The organism is Bacillus sp. NMCN1 (assembly GCF_002998085.1).
GTDB lineage: Bacteria > Bacillota > Bacilli > Bacillales > Bacillaceae > Bacillus.
In genome coordinates this window covers 917,992-943,820 of the sequence record NZ_PVQL01000002.1, presented here as the reverse complement: position 1 = coordinate 943,820, position 25,829 = coordinate 917,992, and the positions used below count along the sequence as shown (strand labels likewise).

At 41.7% G+C, this 25,829-nt stretch carries 30 protein-coding genes, 1 tRNA gene, 1 rRNA gene and 1 riboswitch; of the genes, 7 read left to right on the top strand and 25 right to left on the bottom strand.

All coding sequences use genetic code 11. The features are described 5' to 3' along the window. A 16S ribosomal RNA gene (locus tag C6W21_RS14695) occupies window positions 1-280 on the bottom strand; the annotation flags it as partial. Window positions 281-716: 436 nt separating this feature from the next. Then, window positions 717-818: riboswitch (TPP riboswitch) on the top strand. 98 nt (window positions 819-916) lie between these two features. On the opposite strand from C6W21_RS14695, the gene thiT reads away from it, so the two are divergent. Next, on the top strand, window positions 917-1,492 hold the full coding sequence (thiT, locus tag C6W21_RS14690; RefSeq protein ID WP_106050946.1) for an energy-coupled thiamine transporter ThiT: 576 nt from the start codon (window positions 917-919) through the stop codon (window positions 1,490-1,492). A gap of 240 nt (window positions 1,493-1,732) precedes the next feature. Here the strand turns inward: thiT and C6W21_RS14680 are convergent, their stop codons facing one another. Next, window positions 1,733-2,287 carry a GNAT family N-acetyltransferase gene (locus C6W21_RS14680; RefSeq protein WP_106050944.1) on the bottom strand — a complete coding sequence of 185 codons (555 nt, stop codon included), beginning with the start codon at window positions 2,285-2,287 and terminating at the stop codon, window positions 1,733-1,735. A gap of 171 nt (window positions 2,288-2,458) precedes the next feature. Here C6W21_RS14680 and C6W21_RS14675 point away from each other — a divergent pair, with 171 nt between their 5' ends. The 3 genes from C6W21_RS14675 to ftsW are packed head-to-tail and all read left to right on the top strand — an operon-like array spanning window position 2,459 to window position 5,402. Further along, the gene (locus tag C6W21_RS14675; protein WP_106050943.1) at window positions 2,459-3,094 is read left to right on the top strand and encodes a helix-turn-helix domain-containing protein; all 636 of its coding nucleotides are present in this window, start codon (window positions 2,459-2,461) and stop codon (window positions 3,092-3,094) included. 14 nt (window positions 3,095-3,108) lie between these two features. After that, on the top strand, window positions 3,109-4,263 hold the full coding sequence (gene rodA / locus C6W21_RS14670) for a rod shape-determining protein RodA (RefSeq protein ID WP_106050942.1): 1,155 nt from the start codon (window positions 3,109-3,111) through the stop codon (window positions 4,261-4,263). Between the two features lie 5 nt (window positions 4,264-4,268). Next, window positions 4,269-5,402: a putative lipid II flippase FtsW gene (ftsW, locus tag C6W21_RS14665; RefSeq protein ID WP_106050991.1), complete on the top strand. Its 1,134-nt coding sequence runs from the start codon at window positions 4,269-4,271 to the stop codon at window positions 5,400-5,402. A 30-nt stretch (window positions 5,403-5,432) separates the two neighbouring features. Here the strand turns inward: ftsW and floT are convergent, their stop codons facing one another. Next, window positions 5,433-6,980 carry a flotillin lipid rafts scaffold protein FloT gene (gene floT, locus C6W21_RS14660; RefSeq protein WP_106050941.1) on the bottom strand — a complete coding sequence of 516 codons (1,548 nt, stop codon included), beginning with the start codon at window positions 6,978-6,980 and terminating at the stop codon, window positions 5,433-5,435. 11 nt (window positions 6,981-6,991) lie between these two features. Further along, window positions 6,992-7,522, bottom strand: a complete 531-nt coding sequence (locus C6W21_RS14655) for an NfeD family membrane protein (protein ID WP_034620073.1) — start codon at window positions 7,520-7,522, stop codon at window positions 6,992-6,994. 175 nt (window positions 7,523-7,697) lie between these two features. Between C6W21_RS14655 and C6W21_RS14650 the strand changes: the two genes are divergently transcribed. Beyond that, window positions 7,698-8,207, top strand: coding sequence for a DinB family protein (locus C6W21_RS14650; RefSeq protein WP_106050940.1), 510 nt, complete (start codon window positions 7,698-7,700; stop codon window positions 8,205-8,207). 40 nt (window positions 8,208-8,247) lie between these two features. On the opposite strand, the gene gbsB is transcribed toward C6W21_RS14650, so the two are convergent. Then, the gene (gene gbsB, locus C6W21_RS14645) at window positions 8,248-9,456 is read right to left on the bottom strand and encodes a choline dehydrogenase (protein WP_106050939.1); all 1,209 of its coding nucleotides are present in this window, start codon (window positions 9,454-9,456) and stop codon (window positions 8,248-8,250) included. 27 nt (window positions 9,457-9,483) lie between these two features. After that, window positions 9,484-10,953 (bottom strand): betaine-aldehyde dehydrogenase, encoded by a 1,470-nt coding sequence (gene betB, locus C6W21_RS14640; protein ID WP_106050938.1) that lies wholly within the window; start codon window positions 10,951-10,953, stop codon window positions 9,484-9,486. Window positions 10,954-11,160: 207 nt separating this feature from the next. Here betB and gbsR point away from each other — a divergent pair, with 207 nt between their 5' ends. Then, entirely contained in the window at window positions 11,161-11,718 is a 558-nt protein-coding gene (gbsR, locus tag C6W21_RS14635; protein WP_106050937.1) for a transcriptional regulator GbsR, read from the top strand. Window positions 11,719-11,790: 72 nt separating this feature from the next. Beyond that, window positions 11,791-11,863 (top strand) — tRNA-Ala (locus C6W21_RS14630). Window positions 11,864-11,916: 53 nt separating this feature from the next. Here C6W21_RS14630 and C6W21_RS14625 read toward each other — a convergent pair. The 19 genes from C6W21_RS14625 to C6W21_RS14530 form a co-directional block, all read right to left on the bottom strand. Beyond that, window positions 11,917-12,105: a hypothetical protein gene (locus C6W21_RS14625; protein WP_106050936.1), complete on the bottom strand. Its 189-nt coding sequence runs from the start codon at window positions 12,103-12,105 to the stop codon at window positions 11,917-11,919. A 113-nt stretch (window positions 12,106-12,218) separates the two neighbouring features. Continuing rightward, window positions 12,219-13,028 carry a peptidoglycan recognition protein family protein gene (locus C6W21_RS14620; protein WP_106050935.1) on the bottom strand — a complete coding sequence of 270 codons (810 nt, stop codon included), beginning with the start codon at window positions 13,026-13,028 and terminating at the stop codon, window positions 12,219-12,221. Window positions 13,029-13,047: 19 nt separating this feature from the next. Beyond that, window positions 13,048-13,311 (bottom strand): phage holin, encoded by a 264-nt coding sequence (locus C6W21_RS14615; RefSeq protein WP_003212734.1) that lies wholly within the window; start codon window positions 13,309-13,311, stop codon window positions 13,048-13,050. Between the two features lie 12 nt (window positions 13,312-13,323). Further along, complete coding sequence (locus C6W21_RS14610; RefSeq protein ID WP_106029229.1) at window positions 13,324-13,536, bottom strand: BhlA/UviB family holin-like peptide; 213 nt, start codon at window positions 13,534-13,536, stop codon at window positions 13,324-13,326. A gap of 37 nt (window positions 13,537-13,573) precedes the next feature. Next, window positions 13,574-13,717 carry an XkdX family protein gene (locus C6W21_RS14605; protein WP_189318196.1) on the bottom strand — a complete coding sequence of 48 codons (144 nt, stop codon included), beginning with the start codon at window positions 13,715-13,717 and terminating at the stop codon, window positions 13,574-13,576. 209 nt (window positions 13,718-13,926) lie between these two features. Continuing rightward, window positions 13,927-14,226 (bottom strand): hypothetical protein, encoded by a 300-nt coding sequence (locus tag C6W21_RS14595; RefSeq protein ID WP_223249589.1) that lies wholly within the window; start codon window positions 14,224-14,226, stop codon window positions 13,927-13,929. Window positions 14,227-14,255: 29 nt separating this feature from the next. Beyond that, the gene (locus C6W21_RS14590; protein ID WP_106050934.1) at window positions 14,256-15,386 is read right to left on the bottom strand and encodes a pyocin knob domain-containing protein; all 1,131 of its coding nucleotides are present in this window, start codon (window positions 15,384-15,386) and stop codon (window positions 14,256-14,258) included. 7 nt (window positions 15,387-15,393) lie between these two features. After that, complete coding sequence (locus tag C6W21_RS14585) at window positions 15,394-15,567, bottom strand: XkdX family protein (RefSeq protein ID WP_106050933.1); 174 nt, start codon at window positions 15,565-15,567, stop codon at window positions 15,394-15,396. Beyond that, a complete protein-coding gene (locus tag C6W21_RS14580; RefSeq protein ID WP_106050932.1) occupies window positions 15,564-15,893 on the bottom strand; it encodes an XkdW family protein in 330 nt (109 codons plus the stop codon). Before C6W21_RS14580 ends, C6W21_RS14585 begins: the two co-directional genes overlap by 4 nt. Window positions 15,894-15,903: 10 nt before the next feature. After that, window positions 15,904-16,782 carry a hypothetical protein gene (locus C6W21_RS14575; protein WP_106050931.1) on the bottom strand — a complete coding sequence of 293 codons (879 nt, stop codon included), beginning with the start codon at window positions 16,780-16,782 and terminating at the stop codon, window positions 15,904-15,906. 14 nt (window positions 16,783-16,796) lie between these two features. After that, the gene (locus C6W21_RS14570) at window positions 16,797-17,180 is read right to left on the bottom strand and encodes a phage tail-collar fiber domain-containing protein (RefSeq protein WP_106050930.1); all 384 of its coding nucleotides are present in this window, start codon (window positions 17,178-17,180) and stop codon (window positions 16,797-16,799) included. A gap of 11 nt (window positions 17,181-17,191) precedes the next feature. Next, window positions 17,192-18,115: a YmfQ family protein gene (locus C6W21_RS14565; protein WP_106050929.1), complete on the bottom strand. Its 924-nt coding sequence runs from the start codon at window positions 18,113-18,115 to the stop codon at window positions 17,192-17,194. Continuing rightward, complete coding sequence (locus C6W21_RS14560) at window positions 18,099-19,148, bottom strand: baseplate J/gp47 family protein (protein ID WP_106050928.1); 1,050 nt, start codon at window positions 19,146-19,148, stop codon at window positions 18,099-18,101. Before C6W21_RS14560 ends, C6W21_RS14565 begins: the two co-directional genes overlap by 17 nt. Then, window positions 19,141-19,563: a DUF2634 domain-containing protein gene (locus C6W21_RS14555; protein WP_106050927.1), complete on the bottom strand. Its 423-nt coding sequence runs from the start codon at window positions 19,561-19,563 to the stop codon at window positions 19,141-19,143. The genes C6W21_RS14560 and C6W21_RS14555 overlap by 8 nt, the downstream gene beginning before the upstream one ends. Window positions 19,564-19,577: 14 nt before the next feature. Continuing rightward, the gene (locus C6W21_RS14550) at window positions 19,578-19,844 is read right to left on the bottom strand and encodes a DUF2577 family protein (RefSeq protein WP_034659738.1); all 267 of its coding nucleotides are present in this window, start codon (window positions 19,842-19,844) and stop codon (window positions 19,578-19,580) included. Next, entirely contained in the window at window positions 19,841-20,851 is a 1,011-nt protein-coding gene (locus C6W21_RS14545; RefSeq protein WP_106050926.1) for an XkdQ/YqbQ family protein, read from the bottom strand. Before C6W21_RS14545 ends, C6W21_RS14550 begins: the two co-directional genes overlap by 4 nt. 12 nt (window positions 20,852-20,863) lie before the next feature. Beyond that, complete coding sequence (locus C6W21_RS14540; RefSeq protein ID WP_106050925.1) at window positions 20,864-21,532, bottom strand: LysM peptidoglycan-binding domain-containing protein; 669 nt, start codon at window positions 21,530-21,532, stop codon at window positions 20,864-20,866. Beyond that, window positions 21,525-25,691 (bottom strand): transglycosylase SLT domain-containing protein, encoded by a 4,167-nt coding sequence (locus C6W21_RS14535; protein ID WP_411266032.1) that lies wholly within the window; start codon window positions 25,689-25,691, stop codon window positions 21,525-21,527. Before C6W21_RS14535 ends, C6W21_RS14540 begins: the two co-directional genes overlap by 8 nt. Continuing rightward, the gene (locus C6W21_RS14530) at window positions 25,692-25,829 is read right to left on the bottom strand and encodes a hypothetical protein (RefSeq protein ID WP_095285871.1); all 138 of its coding nucleotides are present in this window, start codon (window positions 25,827-25,829) and stop codon (window positions 25,692-25,694) included.

Genomic DNA, 25,829 nt, shown 5'->3' with positions numbered 1-25,829 from the left:
TTGGTGAGCCATTACCCCACCAACTAGCTAATGCGCCGCGGGTCCATCTGTAAGTGACAGCCGAAACCGTCTTTCATCCTTGAACCATGCGGTTCAAGGAACTATCCGGTATTAGCTCCGGTTTCCCGGAGTTATCCCAGTCTTACAGGCAGGTTACCCACGTGTTACTCACCCGTCCGCCGCTAACATCCGGGAGCAAGCTCCCTTCTGTCCGCTCGACTTGCATGTATTAGGCACGCCGCCAGCGTTCGTCCTGAGCCAGGATCAAACTCTCCGAGGTATGCAGGATGCATATCACACATGCGTTGCTACACGATGTAGCGAACTTAGTATGTGATCATTTCCTGCCTCGTCAGTTTGACTGACTACCTATGATATATCATAGGATTTTTTTATAAAAAACTCGAATTAACAGGTGCGTTTTGTCTTGTTTAGTTTTCAAAGATCATCTTCGCCGTCTCTCAGAGGCGACTTTATTAATATAACATTCTATCAAGATAAAGTCAACAACTTTTTTCTTTATGTTATTTAATAACCGCGCTGTTTTAGCGGCGAATACAAATATAACACCTTTTGAGAGAGGAAACAAGTATTTTTTCTAAATAATTTATTTTTCCTTATCTCTTCCTATATAATCATACAAAAATTGATTATCACAGGAATTCTCTATTGTTGATCCTGAAGGTCTTTAGTATATTTATAATAGAAGAAAACTAAATAACCGCAGGGGGAGCTTTGTGCTGAGAGTGAACACTCGTTGTTCTGACCCTTTGAACCTGTCAGTTAATACTGAAGTAGGAATGTGGATTCAATTGAATACATGTGGTGTATTCAACTCGATATGTTTTTCTATGAATAACATACTCATCCTTACACGGTCTCTCCTTGCTCAATTCATGAAAAGGGAGATTTTTTTATGCAGCAATCAAATCAATTGGTACGACTGATGGAAATCGCAATTATGACTTCACTTGCACTTGTATTAGATTACTTATCAGGTCTCTTTTTAAGAATGCCGAACGGCGGGTCTCTTGCGCTGATTATGATACCTGTCATTCTTATGTCTATTAGATGGGGAATATCAACCGGGTTTATCATTGGTGTGCTCATCGCAGGGCTTCAGCTGATGAATGGCCCTATTATCGCTACACCAGTTCAAGGATTTCTCGATTACTTCGTCGCATCTGTTGTCATTTCCCTAAGCGGCCTATTTTCTGGATTGATCAAAAAAGCCATTCAGGATCAAAAGCGAAAGCAGCAATTCTTCTATATTACCCTATCCGTATTTGTTGCAAGTTTCTTCAGACTATTGACGTTCTTTATCTCTGGTGTTGTTTTCTTTTCTCAGAATGCACCAAAAGGAACACCAGGCTGGGTTTACTCTTTAATTTATAACAGCACATATATGGTTCCTTCATTTATTATTTGCAGTATTGTTCTTTGCATACTCATACCAAGTGCATCTCGTTTGGTTTTTCCTCACCAAAAATAACTGGCTGATTTCAGCTGGTTATTTTTTTATGCATAATTTGCCGCTCTATGGAATCTATTAATAGTAGAAGATTTCATGCTGGAGGTACGCCAATGAACCCTTACTCCATTATGCTGTGCTGTTATATTCTCAGTCTTGCTTATTTTTTGGCAGGTTTCTATGAAGCTTTAAAAATAGCAGGAATAAAAGGAAAAGTAGAAGCTTCTCCTTTTATCTCTTATATGTTGCTAGCTGTGCTTTTCACCTTTTTCTCTCATTATTATTGGAAGCTGACGATTTAATTCGGTGTACATGGTCATTTAATACAGACAGCTCCCATCCATACCCCATTTCATTATGTTCCTCACCAGCCAGCTCGAACTGGCTGGTAACGACAAAATGAGGTTGAAGTTTTTGATAAAAATGCTTTGCCGAATTTTGTTCAAACACCCACAGCATCATATTCTGATACCCTTTCTCTATTAAATAACTCACTCCTTCTGCAATTAAAGCAATACCTGCTCCTGATTTCTGTTTCTCTTGCAATAAATAGATCGCATAAAGTTCTCCATCATATGTTGAATAGCGCTCATCACGTTGTTTTCCAAAAGAAGCAAAACCAAATACCCCCTCGGCATCTTCTACGACAAACGTGCCTTCAAGTGACCTTCTTCTCCAGCTCTCTTCTCGATCTTCTATATTTAAACCATCCAAATAATCCTGATTAATAATGCCTTGATAAGTCGTCTGCCAGCTCTTCACATGTATTTCGGCAATTTTAGGAATATCTTTTTGTACAGCATGCCTCACCTTCATCCGCGCCACTCCTTCTCACTGTTTTCACCCTATCTTCATTATGATAAATTCCTATTTCCTAAAATTCAATCAATAAAGGATATCCGTTGACATTTTGTCAACACACCTTTATATTGGGTACGACTTCTTCTATAGAAGAGTTGAAACATCATACAAAGGATGGCGTAAAAGATGGATTTTAAGACAACTGAGCTTGGGCCGCTCTTAAAGGAAAAATTGCAACAACGTTCTCTATCTTTAAGAGATCTCAGCACATACACAGGAATTGATAAAGCGACACTGTCTCGAATCATGAATGGAAAAAGAAAACCAACTTTGAATCATCTGCAACGGCTTTCAGATTCTCTGAACATATCATTAGATCAACTATTGACTGCTGCAGGGTTTCCAGTCAAAAGCGAAAAGGTGCACGGTGATACGTTCATTCAAGCGGTAGAAGAGATCGAAAAAATACTGAAAGATCAGGACGTCTACGACGGTACATTTAGTCATACCAAATTGAAGCAAAAATTAAACGAATATGAAACCTATAGCCAAACAAACGAGGGAAAAGAAACGATCTCGGCAAAGTTTGAGAAAAAGACGAAGACGCTAAGCGGCGTCGGACCATTCCTTCAGCATTTGAAAAACATGTACAGCTTATTTATGACCGGACGGGGTACTTCTCGAGAATTGATGCTGATGGGGGGCGTACTCCTTTATTTCATTATGCCTGTTGACTTAATACCAGATTATATTTTTCCGATCGGCTATATTGATGATGCTGCGGCTGTAAAAATCGTCATAGACCAGCTGACAAATAGGTAGCAGGACAAGAAGCCATGAAAAAACAGTACAGCATTGACTTCGTACTTTTACTCACTGTGATTTGTTTATTTGTCATCAGTCTGATAGCTGTATATAGCGGATCAGGACAGTATGAAACGCAAGATATGTTTTATTTCGTCAAAAGACAAATTTTCTGGTATATCGTCGGTTTCGGTCTTATGGCAGCAGCTGCATACTTTGATTATGAACTGCTTGAGCGTTTATCTTTTCGGTTATTTGCAGGTGGTATTTTCCTCATTATTCTTGTGCATTTTTTCGGAACGAGTCAAAACGGATCCCAAAGGTGGATCAGCTTCGGTTCAATCAAAGTTCAGCCATCAGAGTTCATGAAAATTTTTGTGATCCTTCTGCTAGCGGCTGTTTTGAACCAATACAAGCATCAGCGATTTTCGTTTAAAGAAAGCATCCTTCCTACAAGTAAAGTCGTTTGCTGGACCGTTGTCCCTTTTTTCCTCATCTTAATTCAGCCTGATTTAGGGACAGCGCTCGTTATATTATCCATCGCCTTTACACTGATGCTTGTGTCAGGGATTTCTAGCAAGATGATGGCCGCATTAATGGCTTCTTTTCTTGCACTTCTTACATTTCTGGTCTACTTGCACAATGAACACTTTGAGCATTTCACCAAAATCATTAAGCCTCATCAGCTTGACCGCATTTATGGCTGGCTCTCTCCCGATGAATTTGATTCAACTTACGGGTATCAGCTGAAACAATCGATGCTCGGCATTGGATCAGGTCAATTATCAGGAAGCGGTTTTACACAGGGACATCAAGTACAAGGAGGTAATATCCCTGAAGCGCATACGGATTTTATATTTGCCGTCATTGGTGAGGAGTTTGGTTTTATCGGCGCATCCCTTTTGTTGTGTTTGTACTTAATGATGATTTATCGAATCATTCATGTAGCTATGCATGCTAATACGCTTTATGGATTGTACATATGTGCGGGAGTCGTTGGGCTGATCGTGTTTCAAGTTTTCCAAAACGTAGGGATGACAGTCGGTTTAATGCCTGTGACGGGACTCGCGCTTCCTTTTATCAGCTATGGAGGCAGTGCGCTTTTGACGAACATGATCGCCATTGGCCTCGTGTTAAGTGTCAATATCAGATCATCATCCTATATGTTTGGAGACAATTGGAATTGAAGATGATGGCATTCCTTCGATCTCATCTCAAAAGAGTCGACCGCATTCTTGTTGGAACGATTGTGTTCCTCTGTTTATTTGGTTTACTGATGGTTTACAGTGCAAGTTATCCTTTAGGAGAAGTGAAGTATGAAAAGGGCAGCTATTTCTTCATCAAACAATGGCAATGGCTCCTGATCGGGGGATTCTTTTTCTTCATTGCCGCTCTGTTCCCTTATCAGATTTATCGTAAATGGATTCGGTTGTTTGTCATGCTGTCATTGCTATGTCTCATCCTAGTCCTGCTCCCTGGAATCGGTGTTGTCAAAAACAATTCACAGCGGTGGATTCAGCTAGGCTCTCTCATGCTCCAACCTTCTGAAGCTGTGAAACTAGTAATGGTTATCTATTTTGCTTATGTATACGCGAAAAAACAAGCGTACATTACATCTTTTAAAACAGGCGTACTGCCGCCACTCATTCTTTTAGGTCTTGTTTTTTTGTTGATCTTAAAGCAGCCTGATTTGGGCACAGCTGTGTCTATTTTATTAAGCTGTGGCATGATTTTATTATGCGCTGGGCTGAAAACGCGCCATCTTATTTTGCTAGGATCGACTGCCGCAGCGGGTATCTCTTTTTTTGCCGTGACAGCTCCTTACCGTTTGAAACGGCTGACTTCTTTTCGTGAGCCTTTTCAGTATGAAGATGGAGATGGATATCAGCTGATTCATTCGTATTTCGCAATGGATTCAGGCGGGCTGACGGGGAATGGGTTAGGCGGAAGCATTCAAAAGCTAGGCTTTCTGCCTGAAGCCCATACTGATTTTATCATGGCCATCATCAGCGAAGAGCTGGGAATCATGGGGCTGTTGCTTGTGATTGGTGCATATCTACTCATCATGTATCGCGCAATGCGAATTGTGCAGGCTTTACATGACCCTTTTGGAAAGCTGTTAACGATTGGGCTTACGTTTCAAATCATGCTCCAAGCAGTCTTTAATTTAGGCGCTGTCTTTGGTCTTCTTCCGATCACAGGCATTCCGCTTCCCTTCATTAGCTATGGCGGCTCCTCCCTAGTGTTCATGATGATATCTGCTGGTATTCTCGTAAATCTTTCTTCATATGTAAGAAGGAATCCATATCGGGCACATGCCAAATAGACACCTTCTGATGGAAGGTGTCTATTGATTTTATTCTTCTATTTGATGATCAGCTATCTCTTTTTTTCTTGGCTGTTTGATTTCATTCGTTAGTTCCTGAATGCTTTGCTTCACATTGCCTTTGCCGGAAAAGTTCTCAATAATTTCTTTGACATCGATTCCTGAGGATGCTTTCAGGCTTTCTTGCAGACTGGACATAAGGTTTGTAGCATAGCCAGTGACTTTATTGGCACCGCTGCCTTCACCGTTACCGCCAGTATCCACAACAGTAATTTTATCAATGTTAGAAAGTGGTGAAGATACTTGCTTCGCATATTCAGGAAGCATTTTCACAATCATATCAAGGATCGCTGCCTGACCATACTGTTCGAATGCTTCAGCGATTTTCTCTTTCGCTTCGGCTTCCGCAAGTCCTTTCAGTCTAATGACTTCTGCTTCTGTTTCCCCTTTTGCACGATCAGCTTCCGCTTTGGCAAGCCCATCAATTCGGACTTTCTCAGCTTCTGCCTTTGCCATTGCTTCAATGCTGTATTTCTTGGCATCTGCTTCAGCGAGGCGTTTCGCTTTTTCCGCCGCAGCTGACTGCTCAACAGCATAACGGTCCGCATCTGCTTTCTTTTTCACTTCAGAATCGTATTGACGCTCACGACGCTGGATCTCTTTTTCTTCTAATTCAATTTGCTTCTGACGTTCAATGATTTTTACTTGCATTTCTTGTTCAGTTACGTGCTGACGGTTACGAGCTGTTTCAAGATCGTACGCTTGGTCGGCACTTGCTTTCGCTGTATCCTGTTCACGTCTGAATTCTGCTCTTTTCAGCTCATTGATCTTTTCTGCTTCAGCGATTTCAGTGGCACGCTCAAGCTCAGATTTCTTCGCATCTTTATCTGCTTCGGCACGTTTGATACGTGTTTCTTTATCTGCTTCAGCAGTTGCAATATCTGCATCGCGTTTCACTTGGGCAATTCTAGGTTTACCTAGTGATTCTAAATAGCCATTTTTATCACGGACATCTTTGATTGTAAACGACACAATGACGAGGCCCATTTTCGCTAAATCTTGAGAAGCGACACGCTGTACTTCTTGAGAAAATTTCTCTCTGTTTTTATAAATCTCTTCGACTGTCATTGATCCTAAGATGGAGCGAAGGTGTCCTTCTAGTACTTCTCTCGCTTCGTTTTCACGGTCTTCTTTTGTTTTACCTAAAAATTGCTCTGCTGCAGTAGCAATTTCTTCAATCGATCCGCCAATTTTAATGATGGCCGTTCCGTCTGCCATGACTGGTACACCTTGTTCAGTATAGACTTCAGGCGTTGAAACATCTAGCTTGCTAGATAGTAAGCTGAGCGGCTCTGCTTGTTGAAAAACAGGGAGTACAAAGGTACCTCCGCCTCTTACAATCTTAATCTTGTTTCCGCCTTCATCCACGTGGACATTTTTACTTCCTAGGTAACTTCCTGTGACGATTAACGCTTCATCTGGACCTGCTGTCCGGTATTTCGAAACAAATACACCAATAAGTGCAATAAGAATCACAAGCACAATTCCAATAATAATCAAAATGGTTGTTCCTGGCATAGCATTCCCTCCTAGATTTCTTCATTTGGTATAACTGATAAGACGCCTTTGTTCACTTCGACGACTAGCACCCGGGTTCCATATGGAATCTCCTCTTCGTCGAAACTGACGGCAGGCTTTGAGATTTTCCCGCTATTACTAATTAACAGCACTTCTCCAAACCCGTCTTTTGGAACAGATACAATGATCTCCCCAGTTCTTCCTTTTAAGTCGGCCTCCGTATATGAGAGAGATTCTTCAGCAGAGGAAAGCGGGACTAAGACAAATACATTCAAACAGGTCACAAGAACCACTGCGAGAATGGCAGATAATACTGCGCCAAGTCCACTTCCTACAATTGCTGTTTTTTCAGAGATAAACCCTCCAGCCGAGAAAAAGGTAAGAAATGCGAGGATCAATGTTGGTTGAAGGAATGGAACAGGAATCGCTTCAAACAATCCATCAAATACATCGCCGAAAAAGACGAAAACAAGTGTCAGGATTCCTGATATCATCAATATGTATAAATACAGCGTCTGAAGTGGTAGCCCGAACACATCCATCTTCCTCACCCTTTCTTCATGAAATGAACAGCCTTTGTTTCAATTAGACCATGCTCACCTCCAAGTGTATTCCTTCTAACAGGTAATACGAACCACTTTTGTAAAGGTTTCAAATTTCATCACAATTCTTCACAGGAATTCTCCGATAGCTCAAGAATGATTGTCTTGTAACAGTATGTTAAAATTTGATCCTGAGGTGATGAAAGTGAGTTTATTACATGATGCAAGACAAGAATTGTGGCAAGAGCTGCAAGGTTTGAACGAAGAACAATTGAATCAAAAATTATCTGATGATACTTGGAGTATTCAAGAGGTGGCAGATCACTTAAAGAAGATGGACCTAGTTGCAGCAAAACATCTAGCTGCTGAGGGGAAAAAAGCACCGATCAAGGAATATGAACCAAAGCCGGTGGAAATGGCAGAGGACCGTTCTAGAAAAGCCACTGCGCCTAGCATTGTTGAGCCTGAACGCAAGCATGTGACACCTACACATTTAAAGGATGAACTCGATACAGCACGTGAACAGCTCAATCAAATTTTATCAACGTTTACTGAGGAAGATTTCAAACGCGTCATTGCACACCCTGTGTTTGAAGAGCTATCCCTTAAGCAATATCTTGATTTTATCGGCGCACATGAAAAACGCCATATTCATCAAATCAAAGAAATGAAAGAACAGCTATAAGACATAAAGAAGACTCCCTTTTGGGAGCCTTTTTCCATTGTTATACTGTTTTAGGTGTTAGACCAAAACAGCGTGCATAAATCCAGTTGTACGCTTTTTCGTTTAGATCTCTTGGGTTTCCAACTGTTTGCGGATCTTTCATTGCTTCTTTAGATAAACGGTCAATCATATCTTTTGATACACCTTGTTCTTCTAACGAAGGAACTTCTAGATCTTCCACTAAATCATACATCCAGTTCACAGCAGCTTTTGCTGCTTCCTCTGTAGACATTCTGCTTGTATCAATGCCGAACGCTCGCGCAATACGAGCGAATTTTTCAGGATACCCTTTCCAGTTATACTCCATCACGGGTCCCATCATTGCTGCTACACACTGGCCATGCGCTACAGGAATAATGCCTCCGAGTGTTTGACTCATCGCATGTGCAGCTCCAGCTGACTCGCTTCCATAAGAAAGCCCGGCAAGCATCGCTGCTTGTGCCATTCCATATCTCGCTTCTAGGTCCTCGCCATCGGCGAAGGCACGGCGGATATAATGAGCTGCATATTCAATGGCCATGAGCGCTACCGCATCTGTAATGGGCTGAGCAAATTTCATCGTATAACATTCAATAGCGTGAGCAAGCGCATCAATTCCAGTCATTGCTGTTACATGAGGCGGCATGGATACATGAAGCTCTGGATCAATGACTGTGAGGTGAGCTGCAATGAGTGGTCCACCTGTATTGAATTTGAATTCTCTTTCTTCATCCGTAATCACTGCCCATTGCGTCACTTCTGAACCTGTACCAGCCGTTGTTGGAATAGTGGTTAAAGGTGGGATTCTATTTTCAAGCGGTTTTTTCCCCTCTGCCGCTTCGTAATCAAGGACTGATCCTTCATGAGTCGCCTCTACTCCGATTGCCTTCGCTGTATCCATTGAGCTGCCGCCTCCTACTGCGACTAATCCATTACAGCCTTCTTTTTCATATAACGCAGATCCTTCATTCACTAAACGGACTGGCGGGTTTGGCTCTACTTTATCAAATAGAACAACATCAATTTGTGCTTCTTTTAAAGAAGCAATCACTGGATCTACCACGCCCGCTTGATAAATACCTGGGTCTGTTACAAGCAATACCTTCGAGACACCGTATGCTTTCACTTCTTCCCCAACATGTTTCACTGCACCGATGCCGTGTTTGATGACAGTCGGGATTTCAAATGTGTGGAATTTCTGCATACTTTCAATTTTCATATTTAATGTCATATAGAATCTCCTCCAAATGTGTGATATTTATTTAAACCAATGCACCGCTTCAGGTTTCGTATTTCGATATACATGCTTCAGTTCTGTATATTCTTCAAGTCCTGTCTGTCCTAATTCACGTCCAAGACCTGATTGCTTATATCCACCCCAAGGTGCTTGAGCGAAATAAGGATGGAAATCATTGATCCAAACTGTACCTAATCTTAATTGATGAGCGACTCTTTCAGCTTTTCCAATATCTGAAGACCACACAGCTCCTGCTAATCCGTAAATCGTATCATTTGCCAGCTCGATGACTTCTTCCTCTGTACGGAAGGATTCGACTGTTAATACTGGGCCAAAGACTTCTTCCTGCACAATCCGCATATCTGACATGCAGCCTGAGAAAATGGTCGGCAAATAGAAGAACCCATTTTGCAGCTCTTCTGCTTCAGGTCTTTTTCCGCCTGTTTCTAATCTTGCACCTTCTTCTAAACCGAGGCTGACGTATTTTTCTACTTTTTCTCGATGCTCAGCTGAGATAAGCGGCCCGCTTTGGGTTTCTTCATCAAAGCCATTGCCTAGCTTGATTTTTTTCGTACGCTTCACCAGTTCTTTTAAAAATTCATCATGAATGGATTCTTCCACTAGCAAACGTGAACCTGCTGAACACACTTGCCCCGCATGGAAAAACACAGCATTCATTGCTTGGTCAACCGCTACGTCTAAATCAGCATCTTGAAACACAATATTCGGATTTTTTCCGCCGAGCTCAAGGGCAATTTTCTTTACATTCCCACTGGCTCCCTGCATGATTTTCTTGCCTGTTTCAATACCGCCAGTGAACGAAATTAAATCGACTTGGTCATTCACAGCAAGCTCATCGCCAACCGTTGTCCCTGGTCCAAGCACTAGGTTTGCTACTCCAGCTGGAATACCCGCTTCTTCCATGAGTTTGAATACTTTTATCGTGGTGAGTGGTGTGATTTCACTTGGCTTTAAGACGATTGTATTCCCCGCAGCAAGAGCGGGAGCGATTTTCCAGCTTGCTTGAAGCAATGGATAGTTCCAAGGGGTGATTTGTCCGCATACACCGACAGGCTCTCTGACTAATTCACTTTTTGAGTTTGGGATTGGTGACGCAATGATTTCCCCGCCATCTTTGTCAGCAAGACCTGCGTAATATTGGAACACGTTCGCAATATCGTCCATATCTGCTTTGCTTTCCTCTAATGTTTTACCAGTATCAAGCGATTCTAATTTGGCTAATTCATCAAGATCTCGTCTAATCAACTCAGCAATCTTAAACACCAAATTTCCTCTTTCAAGTCCAGGCAGGTTTGCCCAGTCACCTTGATCGAAGGCTTTTCTCGCTGCTTTAATGGCTAGTTGTGCATCATTTCTTGATCCTTCGCTGACTGTCGCGATCAATTCTTGATTAAATGGATTGATGATATCCCGTGTGTCGCCACTTTTGGCGCCAACCCATTGTCCATCTATAAATAGTGTTTGACTCATAGAAGGGACCTCCTCTGATTCTCTTTGATAAGTTTGTTAAATAAAAATTTAACGTTTTGAACATAATTAACGTATCATGTTCAAATTTTTCTGTCAAAGGGAGATATGCATCATTTTCTTTTGACATTTTGTATTCTTTCGTTAACATATAGTCCATAAAGATTTTTTTGAACGTATTGAATTCTCTTAATAGAAAGCAGGGACAAGATGAAAAAGCAGGAACAGCCGCAAGCAGAAGAACGCATTTTAGCTGCTAAAGATCTCGTCATTGATTCGATAGCTGAAACGATGGATCTCTATGGCATTACACGAAGTGCTGGTATTCTCTATGGGACCATGTATTTAAATGAGGAAATGACGCTCGATGAAATGCGAGAAGATCTGCAAATGAGCAAGCCCAGTATGAGTACGGGTGTGAAAAAACTGCAAGACATGAATATTGTCAAAAAGACGTTTCACCGAGGCCAAAGAAAACACAGTTTTGTTGCTGAAAAAGACTTTTTTAAGTTTTTCACGAACTTCTTTCCGCAAAAATGGGAACGAGAGGTCGAGGTCAATTTAGCGGCGATTGAAGAAGCGCAAGAGCGGCTTCAAGAGGTTGCTAGTGATGATCAGTTGGAGGAACATGTAAGAGAGGAAGCGCAGCAGCTTCTTGAACAGCTTGAAAGCTCGAAAGCCTATTATGACTGGCTGAGACGCTTAGCCGAATCTGTACATTCAGGGAAAATCTTTGACTATATTCCGATTGACCAGAAAGAAAAATAGACGATGTGTGTGCGTTTTAAAGCTTGAATTTTACAGGAGGATTGATTATAATAAATTATGTCGTCATACTTCGGGGCATTAGCTCAGCTGGGAGAGCGCTACGCTGGCAGCGTAGAGGTCAGCGGTTCGATCCCGCTATGCTCCATACGAAAAACCATTCTTGAGAAATCAAGGATGGTTTTTTTATGTATTTATTTCTTACAGTTGTGTTTGTTCTTTGTTTTTTCTTAACCTTATTATCTTTATGATGCGATACATGATCACAGAGACATAAGCCGTGATGAGAATGATTGTGTAAGACACAGGAAAATCGCTCGTCATTCCGTGATAGATGAAATAGATGAGCAGCACTGACAGCATGATGACTTGGAACAGTTCCTTTTTCATTTTACTCTCCCTTATGATAGTGATTCGGTCGATTATATCACAAATGGTGCCATTTTTTGTTAGCTATCAGCAAGAAAAAATGCATTCACCTGCTGATAGCACTTTATGAATGATCACTTTTTCAGCAATCGTTCGATTTTGTTCTTTGTCTTTGGTCCGTAAATTCCGTCTGCCGCTAAGCCGTTCATTAGCTGGAAACGCTTGACCGCATTCGCCGTTTTCGGTCCATAATAGCCATCAATCCCGTTGTTTTTTGCCCCTTTGTCTGGGTAAAAATAGAGGGAAGATAAGGCTTTTTGCACGGCTGTGACTTGTGGTCCTTTTGTTAAGGGCTTGGTTATTTTTAAGATGCCAGATGGCAAATTTGACGATTTCTGTTTGGTCACGGGTGCTTTGTCTTTGTGGCTCAGGCTCTCTGTTCGGACTGGCTTTCTTGTGCTTTTGTTGCCGGTATGAGCTGTGGCTATTCCAGCTTTAAACAGATCCCATCGTCCGAGCAATTTCCTAGGACATTCTTTCCCACTCCAATGTTTATGGGGCACTACATTTGATAAAGGAATTCCGAAATCTCCTATCAGCTTTCGAATGAGCCATTGCGCATTTTCGACTGCTTGTTCAAAGTTGCCGTCTGCATTTTCACAAATCTCAATTCCAATTGATTTCATATTGCCAGTGCCTCTGCCATCCCCTGCATGCCAGCCGTTTTCGTTTAACGGTAAATGCTGATAAATGACCTGATCGTCGACAGTGTAATGCCAGCTGACCCCGGTACTTGAACGTGCAACAAACGCAGCGTGACTCCCCGCATTTGCACCTTTTGCAGTGTTAGAGGTATTATGCACCGTAATATAGACCGGCTTCATCCTATTTCCTGGTCTGTTGCGATTGTGTTTTGGAATGTAGGCTTGAATGATATTGACCATATTGTTTCTCCTTCATCTATTATTTTGTTAGCCCTCTTTGTTTCAGGGTATCTTTTTGTAATTGACCTTTGTAGGTCACATAATTGTTTTTAAACCAAGCGATAATAGCTGTCACCATCGTAAAAATGGTGGAACCTGCTACATATAGTGCCTCACCGGCTGTTTGTACTTGCTCCTCACTAATCGGCAGCACCGTCTGTCCAAACATGACAAGCGTTTGATTGATAAGTGCAATAAAAAGAAGCACTGTGCGAATCACAGTGCCTTTGTCGAATGTTTTCATGATTTTTACCTCCTATTTTAAGTTCCGTTCAATTTTGTCGAGTTTATCGATCACCACGTCATACTTCTCACTAAACTTTGCTAACACATCATTTTGCGCCTCGATTTGTGCATTGAGCTTGTTTTCTCGTTCCTTTGTTGTGTTAAGAACATAAAACAGAACCCAGCAAAAGAGAACGGCAAACGGGCCTTGTGTCATTAAGTTTTGAACGACATCTACTTCCATTTGAAATCACCTTCTTTCCGGCAAAAAAATAAAGCCATTAGGCTTTGTACATTTCTCCAGTTATATCTTGGTAGTCGTCTGCCGAGATCCAGCCAATGCTTACATAAAATGCAATGTCCTCTGGACCGTAACACTGCCAGTCCCAAAATTGTTTAATATCTGCTACAGTTGGAAACATCATTTTGAAGTTCTCCCTTTCTGCATAGCCAATAGCTGCGTTACTTGTTTCGACAATAAAGCATTTTGTTTCTTTAAAAGGTCTATATCACTTGGCGGGAGAGGGGCTGGTTTTAGGCTATCTATATACTCCTGTGTCGCTGATTCATACCATTTCTGTTTTTCCACATCAAATGCAGCTCTCTTAATGTAGCGTTACCTATAGCAGGTGAATCAACTACCCCAAGCATAAAACGAGCAGGCACCTAACGATTTAATCCCATTATAAATAATGCCGCCAGCTGGAATATTAACCAGCTGTGATCCATTATCATTCGTCATTTTATATAGCTGAGATTGGTTCCATTTCTGCTTTTCTGCTTTAGCTACATGAGTTGTTGAATCATTTTCGAGTTGATTGATGTAATCCAATAGTTCAGCATCATTCTCAATAATAACCTTCACCATGTCATTAAACAGATCTGCATGGGCTTTATCACTTGTTTTGAGTGTACGTGGTGTCTTTATCTCCATGTGATTCTCCTTTCCCATTGTTTATGGAATTATCTTGTACTGAACTTAAAACCAAATGTAATAAACTCCGTGGGATTAGCATTATTTGAAGATGATTGCACACTTACATTCCCATTCTTATCTATTAAGGTACGATGAAATTGAGGTACTCCTGGTGTCCCTATACTTGAAGCGATTCCCACAAAATGGATCGCCTGCTGCGGCCGATATTCTTCAGGCAAAATAAACACTGGGTTATTTCCTAAAATTCCACCTTTTATAGCACCTACTATTTCAACTTCTCCTAACAAGTTCTTGCGATATTTTACTGGCAAATTAATAGGGTCATATTCCTTCCAATTGCCTTTAATCTCTTTAGGTGTTTCCCAAGAACCTTCTAATAGATCTGATAGCGTGATTTGCTTCTCCCATCGTGTCCATGATTGTGCATTGTGTCTAAGAACTCTAAAGTATGTGTTCTTCCCATAAACAGATTCGTATGCTATTTGTACTAATGTACTGCCATAACTCATGACGAGCAAAAATACTCGATCATAGGAAGGAGATGGACCGTTTACTCCGGTATTATATATGAGATACATCCCTGTCTCGGTAAGGGTATTGTAGTCTGTCTCGCTAGCAAATCCATGATAAAAGGGCTTTCCATTATCTTGAGTGATTTTTACTAATTGACCGTTATCCCATCTGTTTCTATCGCTTTCCGTAGGCAGCTTTGTCCAAGTAATCGACATATGTCCGGTTTGATAATAGAAAAAATAAGCATTACCTGAACTATCCACCGCAAATCCAGAGCCAATATTTTCTTGACCTACTGTCTGCAGCCCCCTGATTGAGACATTCGATGATGCCGGAGAATCCTCCACACCAGCAGCTGCATAAAATGTACATGTTCCTTTATCTTTTATCGCATCAAATATTCTTCCGTCAACAGACACATTAATAAGCTGTCTTCCACTATCTGCTGTGATTTTATAACTCTGGGAATCATTCCATTTCTTCTTTTCTGTTTCAGATGCGTGTACTCTCGCATCATTTGTATGTTTCAAGAACTGCTCTATTAATCCATGATCATTTTCAAGAAGTACTTTGACCATGTCATTAAACAAATCGGCATGCGCTTTATCATTTACTTCAAAAGGTTTTGGTTCTTTTATTTCCATTCAGTTTTCACTCCCTTTCTTTGAAGCTTGGTTTAATTTCTTGCAGCTGCTCTAGAGTGAGCATCCTTTGCTCATATCCTGCATTTAAATCTTCCATTGAACAATCACCTAGTTCCACTGCTTGTTTGACCAATCCAGGGGGCACCCATTTAAAATATAATGCCATTACCCAATAATTCATGATTCACGCTCTCCTTTATATAAAAGGATCTCACTTTTTAACGCTTTTAGTTCGTTTGTTAGATGATCACATTGATGCTCAAGCTGTTTTCTCATTAGCTTTTCTTTGGCTACTTCTTGTGCTAGATAATCTAGCGGAAGAGGTGGTTGATACCTTGGATTAAGTTGAGATTCCTCCCACCATTCTTTCAATTCTTCTGTCGTTGGCTTTGGCACATCTAGATGCCACTCGTTAATATACGAACCCTCTCCGTCATTTCTAAGTTCAAAATCCTTTTGCGGGTCCGCATTTGGGTATTTATACTTAATGGCTTCATATAAAATCATTAGAATCCTCCTATACTCTCGGGAAATTTCGACCACCTATTTCAGTAATATCGAAATAGTTGTACCAGCCTGGGTTATCTGATGTATAACGACTAACGTCTCCGTCATATCCTACATATAGATACATTTCTAAATAGTCCCCTTTATTAGCCGGTATATTGGCAGCACCATAAAGTCCCATACTAAAGCTCAACGCATCAGATGGGCTTGTCGGACTTTGTCTTTGATGTGCAATATTTTTATATCTTCTTCCATTTAAATAGATCGATAATTCAAAGTTTGCGTATCGTTGAAAGCTATCAATATAAACACCTGCATTCACTGAATACATTCCGTTTTCAGGGCAGATGAAGCGATTATTTTTGATATCAAAATTGTTATGACTGTCTTTTATTTTTCGATTAAAAAGGACTTTTTGATACTCTCCTTTGGTTAATAACTGCTTCCCAGTTGTACCTATATTGGCATGACAGAACCCAGAGAGTTTATGCCAGTCGGTCCAACCAGATCCAGTCCACCAATGACGGCACCATGTACCTGTGCTATCAAAATAACTGCCTGCTTCGTTTCCAGTCCCATAGTAATATTGAACAAATCGAAAGTTGCTATATTTTTCATTTTTTACAAAGCCAAATCTCGTAGGATATCCGGTATCATTCGCTTGTCCAATATCCATGAACGTAATGCCCATTGGATATTCCTCACCGCTGACTGATGCATCTTGAATAACCTGATCGCCTGTTAGTTTAAATAAGCTTTCATTGGTGATTCCTTCTATCTGTTGGCTAAGCTTATTGTCATTCTCTACTAGTGTGTCGACCATCCGGTTAAATAAGTTGGCATGTGCTTTGTCAGAGGTTTCAAACGGTAAAGGTGATTTGATGTCCATTTCATTTCCCTCCATTAATAAATATCATCAATTTCAAAAACAAATTCGATGTCGCCGTCTTTTTGTTTGTCTGTCATGGTGCGGATGGCGGTGAATTTGCTGGCTTCGTCGACAAGGGCTAGTTCGTTGATGACTTCTCCTGCAAGTTCTCCTTCGGCGATCGTGCAGGTGTAGCGGATTTTTGCTGGTTCCATGAAGGTAAACGAATCAATCTCTTTTTGGACCAGTTCTTTTTTGAGTTTTTGTTCAGTGCCGTCTAGTGAGATCGGTTTCCCATCCTTCGTCCCACCATTTCCAAATGCCATTTTGACGACTTTTGTGAGTTTTGTTCCTTCTGCTCTTGCCTTTGCCATTTGTTGACGTGCATATAGTGTTGTTACAGTTAATTGATCAGCCATTGTGATCCTCCTTATAGCTCTATTTTTTGAGAAGTTGCTGCTAGCATTTTTGATCCGTCCAGCGGAACAGATCCATCGAGAATCCAGTAATGATCCTTGATCAGTAAGCTGCCGCCCTGTTCAGTTTGGACATGTACTGGCAATCGGAACGTCATCTTCTTTTTGGTTTGATGTGACAGCTGGTTCTTTGTGCGTAAAATCAGTGCCGCTTTTTGCCTTGTTTCATGTACAGCTCCAGTCATGACATAATTCATGCGATATGTGGTTTCTGACCTATGCTGAAGCGGCATTCTCATCTTCAACGAATGCCGAAAACGAGCAGGTACATCGGTTGTACCTCGTGTTCCGCTAAGATAAAACGACCCATTTAATACAAATTCACCATTCAGTAAAATCGGAATATGATCGAAAAAACCCACTCTGCTTCGCAGTGTGAGCCTTTGATGATGATCATTTTTTTCATGTACATCGGTATGATGAAATGCAGTGAACGTATAAGCCAAATGCGCTGGTTTTAACGTTTCAAGTATTTCTACAATATATCTAGTGTTTTGCAGGTCATCTAGGTTCACACGTAAGGCGAAATGATAGCGATTGGTGGTGAGACGGATGATGGCACTTGGATTTTTGAGAAAGCGATTCACCGATTTCTCTAATGAAAGATACGTGATCGGTGGAATGTTTGACATCATATTGAGTAAGCGTGCCCTGCGAAGTTCAATGGAGTCATCTGATTCTCGCTGCACCTTCAGCATTCTTTCCCATCTATTCAATCCCCATGTCGCTGTCAAAGGGAAGAACTGATCCGTTAAATCGAAAATGGATTCATCCAATTGCTCAAACTCTGGTGCTTCTGTTTTGAGCAGGTGATCTATTTCATAAATCTCTGTAAAATACGGCGGCAAGTAGTTTTTCATTTCATCCTGTTTGCTCAATAACCTTCACCTGCCTCAGACGCGGTATCTCAATGTCCTGTAACACTAAGTTTCTCGACTCCCCATTCAATAACACGTTTGCATAATCTGATACACTTTCTGAATGGTACAGAATATCATTTAAGGCGGACATTCGAATGGTACTCTTTTCAAATGCGATTGATTTCAACAGCGCTTTTACCTTTTCTTCTATTTCTTTCTGCGCTCCTTCAAGGGTCCAGTCCATTTGAAGTTCGACGGATACTTCTATGTCAATATCAAGCCATTTGGCGCTTTCGACGGTCGCTTTTGAACCGATAGGCGCTTGCCCTTCTCCTTCGCCTGGTACTGGGTCGATGTATTCCTGTACTCTTTTAACAAGAAGATCTGATGCAACATCTAGATTGCCGTCTGTGATGATAATTTTGACCGTTCCTTCTCCATTCCAAAGCGGGAACACTTTCGCTCTGCCAACCCCTGTCACTTCCTCAGCCCATTTTTTATAATGCGCCTTGTTGGCACTGACTGCCTCCCGCCTTGCACGTATTAAGTAGCGATCATATAACGAAGCGTCATCTTCTTCCTCTTGTCCTGGTATCACCAATTCTTTCATAATAATCGATTCAAGTCCTGGGATAGTATCAAGTGACAGCAGCGGCTGATCTGTTAATTGACCATTGCCGGCCCTGCCAGGTGTCTCGCATTCAAGCGTACCATCCTTCGAATATTGGAAATAGACATCTTCAATAAAAAAACGTGAGCCAACTGGGATGTTGATATTCTCTGGTTGAATAGCCGCTGACCAAACCGCTTTAGTCGCTGGTTTTCTTTCAATCCCTACTTCAGCAGCCCGCCGATCTAGAAACTCTCCTTGTGCTGTATCTGCAAAGACAAGCTCGAACACTTGATCAAGCCAAATATAGGACTGGGCCAGTTCAGCGGCAGCAGGTGCCAAGGCATTCCAAATGACGCTGTTTTCTCTTTTATCTATGTCATCTGGCAGTCTGTCCAGCATTCTTTCCATCAATGCTTCATACGTTTGTTCCTCAAACATCGCCCTCCATCACCTCCTCTATTTCTAATGTGCCTTCATCTGTGACAATAGCTAGTTTGACATGAAACGAGTCATTTTGCTTTGTGACCTCTAACTCTTCAATATGATCAATCCGTTCGTCCACAATCAGTGCTTCCTCTAGCAGTCTCGGAATCTCCATTTCTTTGTATTCATCCGTGGCTTCTGTATCCGTCAAGAGCTCCTGGATTTCAGTGCCAATGTCGTGGCTATAGATAGGATGTGCATACCGCTCTGTCCTGAGTGTCATATAAACGAATTGACGAATTGCTTCAATGCCTGAAATGGTTTCGCCTGTCAGTCTGCCAGTTTCAACATCTATTCGATACGTCGTCGAGGTTTCCACCTCTTCGTCTTCTTCTGTTTCCTCGATTTCTTCCTCTGGTGAAAGTGCCACGTTCATCACCTCCCTTACAATTTGTCGATGATGTAGAAGGACTGCCCTCCTGCCATTGCGAGCACCATAATGCTGTCTCCCCTTTTCAGTTCATCATCCTCACCCTTATTTAGGCGTTTTGGCCAAATCAGTAATTCTTCCGGAATGACTAGCTTATGGTTTTCATTTAACCGGATGCTTACAGGAGAAACTGCCGTGACTTCTCCAACCACCAGATCAATTGGAGAGGCGGCATCTACAGCATTCACTGCTAATCGTTTAATCGCTTCACTTAACCTCACGCTTGATCACCCTTTGGGATGGTATTTTTCTCAACGACATCAATTGTCATGGTGTGTTTCACCCCACTGAATTCATGTTTGTCTTGATCGATCCAGTACGTTTTTTTCACGTTAATTTCAGGGATTTTTAAATAGATTGGAAGACCGCTTTGCAGTTCAGGAATGCCTAGCGCTTGTATGCTTTTGACTTCTTGTTTAACGCCTTTTTTCTCTGCCAGCCGTACTTTGGCTCTTTTTTGCAGCTGCGGCTGGTTGATTTGCCCTGTAACCGTCTCAACATGCTGTAAAATACCGTATTTACTTTGACCTGCTTTATCCTGTTCGACCACTACAATCTCTGATTTGCTACCTTTTTTCTTATTCTTCCCCTGTTCGTCTGCAGACGTTCGGAGCTTGACACGAGTGGCTGTCTCTTCAATCGAGGTGCTGTACTGATAACCAATAAGGTTAACGCCTGATTCAATGACCCATACGTCCTCTGGATCTGGCCAAGCTCTCAGCCCCATTTTTCCTTTAGTTGAATAAATTTGATAATTTCTGCCGGTTTGCCGCTTTGTTTCTTTTAACGCTTTCAGAATCATGTCATATAAACTCGTATCGTTTTTAAACACTAGTGATTTTATGACATGCCCTGTATTGTCAATGGAGGTCATTGGAATTTGAAAATCAGCGCCAATCCGTCTCAAGATTTGATCTGCTCTTTGTTTTGAAAAAACATAGACATCTTGGTTTTTCACCAAATATTGAAGCATATCGTATGCGGTAAAGGTTAGTTTCCCTTCAACAGGCGTCCGAGAAAACACAATGCCTCTGAACAGCTCTTTTCCTTTCCATTTAAAAAGAACCGTGTCTCCTTCTGAGACACGGTAATATGCTTGACTGCCTTGCTTTGTGATAATGTTTGCCTGAATAGAGCGAGGGGCTTGATACCTTTGCCCCTGAAGTGTCACACTCTCTGTGACAAGCTCATACATGGTGCCGCTTCTGATGGCAAAAAGCTCGATCAATGCCAGCCCCCCCTATTGTGGAATTTTTAACTTTTGTCCAGGGAAAATCCAATGCCCTGGCTGCTTAATATTGCGTTTACTTCGTTTAATCATCGCCGCTTTATTGGCGTTCCAAATACGCCGCCATTTTGTACTGTCGCCATAAAACCTGCCTGAAATGGCCCACAGCGTATCTCCTTTTTTAACGGTGTACATTTTTGGCGGTGTTTTTGAAGGCCTTTTCTTTTTCGTTTGTTTTGCTTTTTTCTTTCGTTTGATTTTCCTAGGCGATGCGGTTATATATTCCTTTAACTCAATCGTAAACTCACGATCCCCAATATCATATGACCCTTCTTTGTGGGTGAAGCTTTCAATGCTGCACGTCATATTGATTTTTGTCCCAGTTACAATCAGCCGCACAGACTTCTTTGAACGCATCATTCGTTCAATTTTCGCTATCGCATTCTCTGGTGATGGAATGCTTTTATATTCAGCAATTGGCGAATATTTCTTAGGAAATAATGAAGTGAATGATACTTGCTTAGCCGATGGGACATCAATAAAGGTCAGTTCTCCAAAAGAGGCGACCTTTACCGTTTCATTTTGTACGTTGTTTGTGATTTCAAGTTCGGATGGAAGGACAGGGAATCGCAACTTGTCCTTTCCTTGGGAAATCCACAATTGATACACTGATTTACCCATCGATCACGACCCCCTTCGTCCCTGTATGAAGCTCTACTTCCAGTTCATCTACGAGCATTTGTCTAATTTTTTCAACAAGCGATTGCTGATCTTGTCCATTATGGAAATGCTGATCCCCATTGAATTGAATGGTGATTTGCTTATTACCTGACGCTGTTGTACTACTAGAAGACTGAGCTGAGGTGACTTGCTGCATCTGTGATTCTGGTAAAGGAGCAGGCGCATTTGCTGGATCATATACTTGCATTCCAAGTGCCTTGGCTGCCTGCGTTAATAAATACCTTCCGCGAATACCTCTTTCTTCAGGAATAATCCATTCGCGTTTGTTTCCTTCACCGACTCTAGCTACCTGCTCCTGAGTAATCAGTCCACCATTTGCGTATCCCTTATAAGGCCCGCCTCTTCTCATACTTCGTAATCCTGGTGTGTTAAAGACTGTTCCATATCTGCCCTTAATGTAGTTAATGGCTGCTACGGCATTATGAATTGGGTTCCAAATGTCATTCATGCCTTTGCCTTTATTAGAATTAAACGTCGGTCCAATGGTCTGCATTAACCCTTTAGAAGGCGTTCCCTTCTTGGCGTTGGAATCCCATAAGTTGATTGCTCGCGGATTTCCATTTGATTCATGCTGTGCAATGGTCATAAGACCTGGAAGCCAGTTCATAGATGTGCCAGTTGCCATCAAAGCTGCCATGAGCCATTGCTGAACACTAAGACCTGAAGCTCCCATACCACTGAAGGCACCAATTAATGAACCAGCCTGATTTTCAGCAAACTTTTTCACATCAACTGAGTCGAGCCCTTTGACGACACCAATCGATGCAAATTTCCCAAGACTCATCATGACACGTGAAGGTGAATGAATATCTAATTCCTCTCTAAACGCCTGCTCTACTTTCTTCGCCATTTCTTTGGCGGCTTGTGTGACTTCACTTGCTTTCGAACGCATGCCGCTATTGAAGGCATCTATCATTCCTGAGCCCCAGCTTGGTGATTCTTGTTTTGCTTGCAGAAATGGTTGTTTGATGTGCTGATCTACGTATTGGCTTGTACCAATTGATGTGGCATTTTGACCTGTGGCAAAACCACTAACCGTTCCAGAGCCCCAAGTTGGTGATGCTGTCATCACTTGTTGGTATGGTGCTTTTACACGACTTTGCAAAAAGCTGTCTGTTCCTGTTGATGTCATCTGCTGACCATTCGCAAAAGCAACAACTGTTTGCTGACCATACTTACCTGAGTCTGAGGTCAATTGACCAAAAGGCTGCTGAATATTCTTTTGTTTCCATTGATCTAGTGAAATCACTTTTTGATTTAATCCTTGTTCAAAATCGTTATTAAATTGCTCGCCTATGCTAGAGGCTTGAATGTTCCCAGTCATCGAGACCGATCCGTCTATTGAACCGCCAGAAGATGATGAAGCTACAGCTGGAGAAGCTGGAGAAGCTGGAGAGCTTGATACTTGATTTCCTGCTGCTCCGCTTGGCATAACAGACATTCCAAGATGAGAAGCAGCCTGGGCAAGCAGCATCTTCCCTCGCCCTCGGTTATTTTGTGTTGGAATAACAAATTCGTTACCAGCTTCTCCGACCCATGATAAGGTTGGCTGGGTGATATAGCCGCCTGTGGCATTGTTATCAGGTTTTTTCTTCCCAACAATCCAATTTATGACTACATCTACAATACCGCCTGCTTTGTCAAAAATCTTTTTAACCCAACCAAATGCTGCAGAAAACCCATTACTAATGGATTCTGCTACTTTTACAATCGGCTTTTGAATGTTGTCCTCAAACCATTTGGATAATCCATCCCATATATCTGTCACGACTTTATACGCTTCTTCAAACTTTTTCCCGATGCTATCTTTAATAGTTCCTACTGTATCTACAAGTGGATTCCACACATTTTCCATAAACCAAGACGATACAGCTCCAAAGATTGATTGTATCGTTTTCCATGCATTTGATAATGCTGTCCAAATCCCTGTAGCGACTGTAACGACTGTGCTGCTTAGCGGTGTCCAAACGTTTTCGATAAACCAGCCTGCAACTGCACTAAATGTTTCTTGAATCCATGTCCAGGCATTCACTAGGCTCGACCAGATGGTCGTTGCTACCGTAACGACTGTGTCGCTTAGTGGTGTCCAAACGTTTTCGATAAACCAGCCCGCAACTGCACTGAATGTTTCTTGAATCCATGTCCAGGCATTGACTAGACTTGACCAGATGGTCGTTGCTACCGTAACGACTGTGTCGCTTAGTGGTGTCCAAACGTTTTCGATAAACCAGCCTGCAACTGCACTGAATGTTTCTTGAATCCATGTCCAGGCATTGACCAGACTTGACCAGATGGTCGTTGCTACTGTGACAACTGTACCGCTTAATGGCGTCCAGACATTTTCGATAAACCAGTCCGCGACCGTTGACCAAACTTCAACAATTTGATCTTTAATTTCTATGGCTTTTTGGCCGATCTTTTCAAATCCGCCTCCATCAAACCATTTTCCAATCGTTTCACCGATAGATTCGCCACCCATACTTCCAGCGATGCCACCTACTAGACCGCCGATGGCTGTACCTATCCCTGGAACTACGCTTCCAATAGCTGCACCTGCTGCTGCACCTGCCATCCCGCCGGCGATTCCGCCTCCAGTCGTACCGATCTTTTCACCAGCATTCTCTTTGTTCATACCGATTAGATTTGTTGCACTAAGTATACTTCCTAGAATAGGTACTTTCTTTAATAACTTGCCGCTCCCTTTACCTATATTTTTCACTGCATCCCCTAATCCACTTAACCCCTTGCTACCTTTCACTAAACCCGTAAGTCCGCCAACTGAAGCTGCGATACCCGCACCTTTCTTTAGTCCACTAGGGATTTTTCCAAATAATTTACCTGCATTTGTTTTCAGTTTCCCTAATTTACTTGGAGGCCTTCTATTCATTTCGGTTCTTGTTGTGGCATTTGGATTTGTAGATTGTCTTGGTGATTGACCATTTCTATTTTTAGTTTTAGTAGATCCTCCCCTGCTTAAACCTCTTGCACAACAGGGGCAACAGCTATTGCGAAACAAGCCTTTTCCACCTCGCGGCTGAGGTTTCGTTTTGGGAGCTGGATTTGATGGTGTTGATGTTGGTGCTGTTGTTGGTGCTGTTGTTGGTGCCGTTGTTGGCGCCGTTGTTGGTGCCGTTGTTGGTGCCGTTGTTGGCGCTGGAGTGGCACTTTCACTTGATTGATCACTTGCACCAAAGAGACGATCTAATCCAGTCTTCACCAATTGATCTAGTTTTTTTTCAGGATTAAATTTAATCTTTTCTTTAATTCTTCCGATCACATCTTGTTTGTAATCTTCCATTTTATTTTCAACCCAAGGAAGTGCTTTTTCGTCCCAAAATTTTCTAGGACTCAATTTTTCCTTCACTTTGTCTGCAACGTCACCTGCATATTTTTGAATTTCATTTAATCCTTTATTGGCAAGGTTTTGAAGCCAACTCTGTTTAGGTTCATCTGTTTTCACTGACGGACTAACAGCCTCAGGCTCTTTTTTTATGTTTTGTTCTTTCACAACCGACTCTGACTGATCTCGTTTTTTCAACTTACTCTTTGCATTGTCTTGAACCGACACTCTGATTTCGTGTTTAGACATTGTCAAGCTTTTAAGTGTCTTTTTGATTCGTTGAATTGCAGCGGTCGCTTGGTCAACCATGTTTAATCTCATATAGTACGTTCTGTTCATGAGCTGAAAAATAGATTTTTTAATCGATGACATTTTACCTGACAATTGATCGTTTAGTTGAAACGTCAGCAGAATGGGGCTTGTCCCCGCTTGTTTTAAACGATTTATGCTGGATGTAATAACATCTAGTCCCTTTGCTTGAATGGTTATGACCAGATGATTTGGGAGCATATTTAACTGATTGTTTAATGCTTTTAAATCACGATAGATTCCCTGATCCAGTCTCATGGAAAATACTGAAATTTTTCGAAGCGATAAAGTGAGATTTCTTAAATTCTTTTCATCCATTTCCAAGCTTATTTTTACCGGTTTTCTAAATGGTTTGAGCTGCTTCTCAAACGTTTGAAATCGTTTTTGAATGCGCATAAGCTTCTTCGATACTTTGTCCTCTAATTCAAATCGTGCAGTGAGTTTCGCCAATTATTTCCCTCCTTTCTTTGCTTCTTTTTCTAGCATGTCTAGCTTGTAGCTGATGAGTCCGAATAGGAATGCTTTGAACGGTCTTGGTGATTCGTATAAATCTAGGAGTTCAGATGGGGAGTAGTGAAGCTCGTGCAT

What these genes read in the sequence shown, in the direction of transcription:
- rodA (WP_106050942.1), top strand. Translation starts at nt 3,109, where the DNA reads ATGAAAAAACAGTACAGCATTGACTTCGTACTTTTACTCACTGTGATT.
- thiT (WP_106050946.1), top strand. Translation starts at nt 917, where the DNA reads ATGCAGCAATCAAATCAATTGGTACGACTGATGGAAATCGCAATTATG.
- C6W21_RS14540 (WP_106050925.1), bottom strand. Translation starts at nt 21,532, where the DNA reads ATGGGTAAATCAGTGTATCAATTGTGGATTTCCCAAGGAAAGGACAAG.
- betB (WP_106050938.1), bottom strand. Translation starts at nt 10,953, where the DNA reads ATGAGTCAAACACTATTTATAGATGGACAATGGGTTGGCGCCAAAAGT.
- C6W21_RS14585 (WP_106050933.1), bottom strand. Translation starts at nt 15,567, where the DNA reads ATGAATTATTGGGTAATGGCATTATATTTTAAATGGGTGCCCCCTGGA.
- gbsR (WP_106050937.1), top strand. Translation starts at nt 11,161, where the DNA reads ATGAAAAAGCAGGAACAGCCGCAAGCAGAAGAACGCATTTTAGCTGCT.
- C6W21_RS14655 (WP_034620073.1), bottom strand. Translation starts at nt 7,522, where the DNA reads ATGGATGTGTTCGGGCTACCACTTCAGACGCTGTATTTATACATATTG.
- C6W21_RS14605 (WP_189318196.1), bottom strand. Translation starts at nt 13,717, where the DNA reads ATGATGTTTCCAACTGTAGCAGATATTAAACAATTTTGGGACTGGCAG.
- C6W21_RS14625 (WP_106050936.1), bottom strand. Translation starts at nt 12,105, where the DNA reads ATGAAAAAGGAACTGTTCCAAGTCATCATGCTGTCAGTGCTGCTCATC.
- C6W21_RS14595 (WP_223249589.1), bottom strand. Translation starts at nt 14,226, where the DNA reads ATGGAGATAAAGACACCACGTACACTCAAAACAAGTGATAAAGCCCAT.
- C6W21_RS14675 (WP_106050943.1), top strand. Translation starts at nt 2,459, where the DNA reads ATGGATTTTAAGACAACTGAGCTTGGGCCGCTCTTAAAGGAAAAATTG.
- C6W21_RS14620 (WP_106050935.1), bottom strand. Translation starts at nt 13,028, where the DNA reads ATGGTCAATATCATTCAAGCCTACATTCCAAAACACAATCGCAACAGA.
- C6W21_RS14575 (WP_106050931.1), bottom strand. Translation starts at nt 16,782, where the DNA reads ATGGACATCAAATCACCTTTACCGTTTGAAACCTCTGACAAAGCACAT.
- ftsW (WP_106050991.1), top strand. Translation starts at nt 4,269, where the DNA reads ATGGCATTCCTTCGATCTCATCTCAAAAGAGTCGACCGCATTCTTGTT.
- C6W21_RS14590 (WP_106050934.1), bottom strand. Translation starts at nt 15,386, where the DNA reads ATGGAAATAAAAGAACCAAAACCTTTTGAAGTAAATGATAAAGCGCAT.
- gbsB (WP_106050939.1), bottom strand. Translation starts at nt 9,456, where the DNA reads ATGACATTAAATATGAAAATTGAAAGTATGCAGAAATTCCACACATTT.
- floT (WP_106050941.1), bottom strand. Translation starts at nt 6,980, where the DNA reads ATGCCAGGAACAACCATTTTGATTATTATTGGAATTGTGCTTGTGATT.
- C6W21_RS14650 (WP_106050940.1), top strand. Translation starts at nt 7,698, where the DNA reads ATGTTAAAATTTGATCCTGAGGTGATGAAAGTGAGTTTATTACATGAT.
- C6W21_RS14610 (WP_106029229.1), bottom strand. Translation starts at nt 13,536, where the DNA reads ATGGAAGTAGATGTCGTTCAAAACTTAATGACACAAGGCCCGTTTGCC.
- C6W21_RS14680 (WP_106050944.1), bottom strand. Translation starts at nt 2,287, where the DNA reads ATGAAGGTGAGGCATGCTGTACAAAAAGATATTCCTAAAATTGCCGAA.
- C6W21_RS14580 (WP_106050932.1), bottom strand. Translation starts at nt 15,893, where the DNA reads ATGATTTTATATGAAGCCATTAAGTATAAATACCCAAATGCGGACCCG.
- C6W21_RS14530 (WP_095285871.1), bottom strand. Translation starts at nt 25,829, where the DNA reads ATGCACGAGCTTCACTACTCCCCATCTGAACTCCTAGATTTATACGAA.
- C6W21_RS14570 (WP_106050930.1), bottom strand. Translation starts at nt 17,180, where the DNA reads ATGGCTGATCAATTAACTGTAACAACACTATATGCACGTCAACAAATG.
- C6W21_RS14615 (WP_003212734.1), bottom strand. Translation starts at nt 13,311, where the DNA reads ATGAAAACATTCGACAAAGGCACTGTGATTCGCACAGTGCTTCTTTTT.
- C6W21_RS14560 (WP_106050928.1), bottom strand. Translation starts at nt 19,148, where the DNA reads ATGTTTGAGGAACAAACGTATGAAGCATTGATGGAAAGAATGCTGGAC.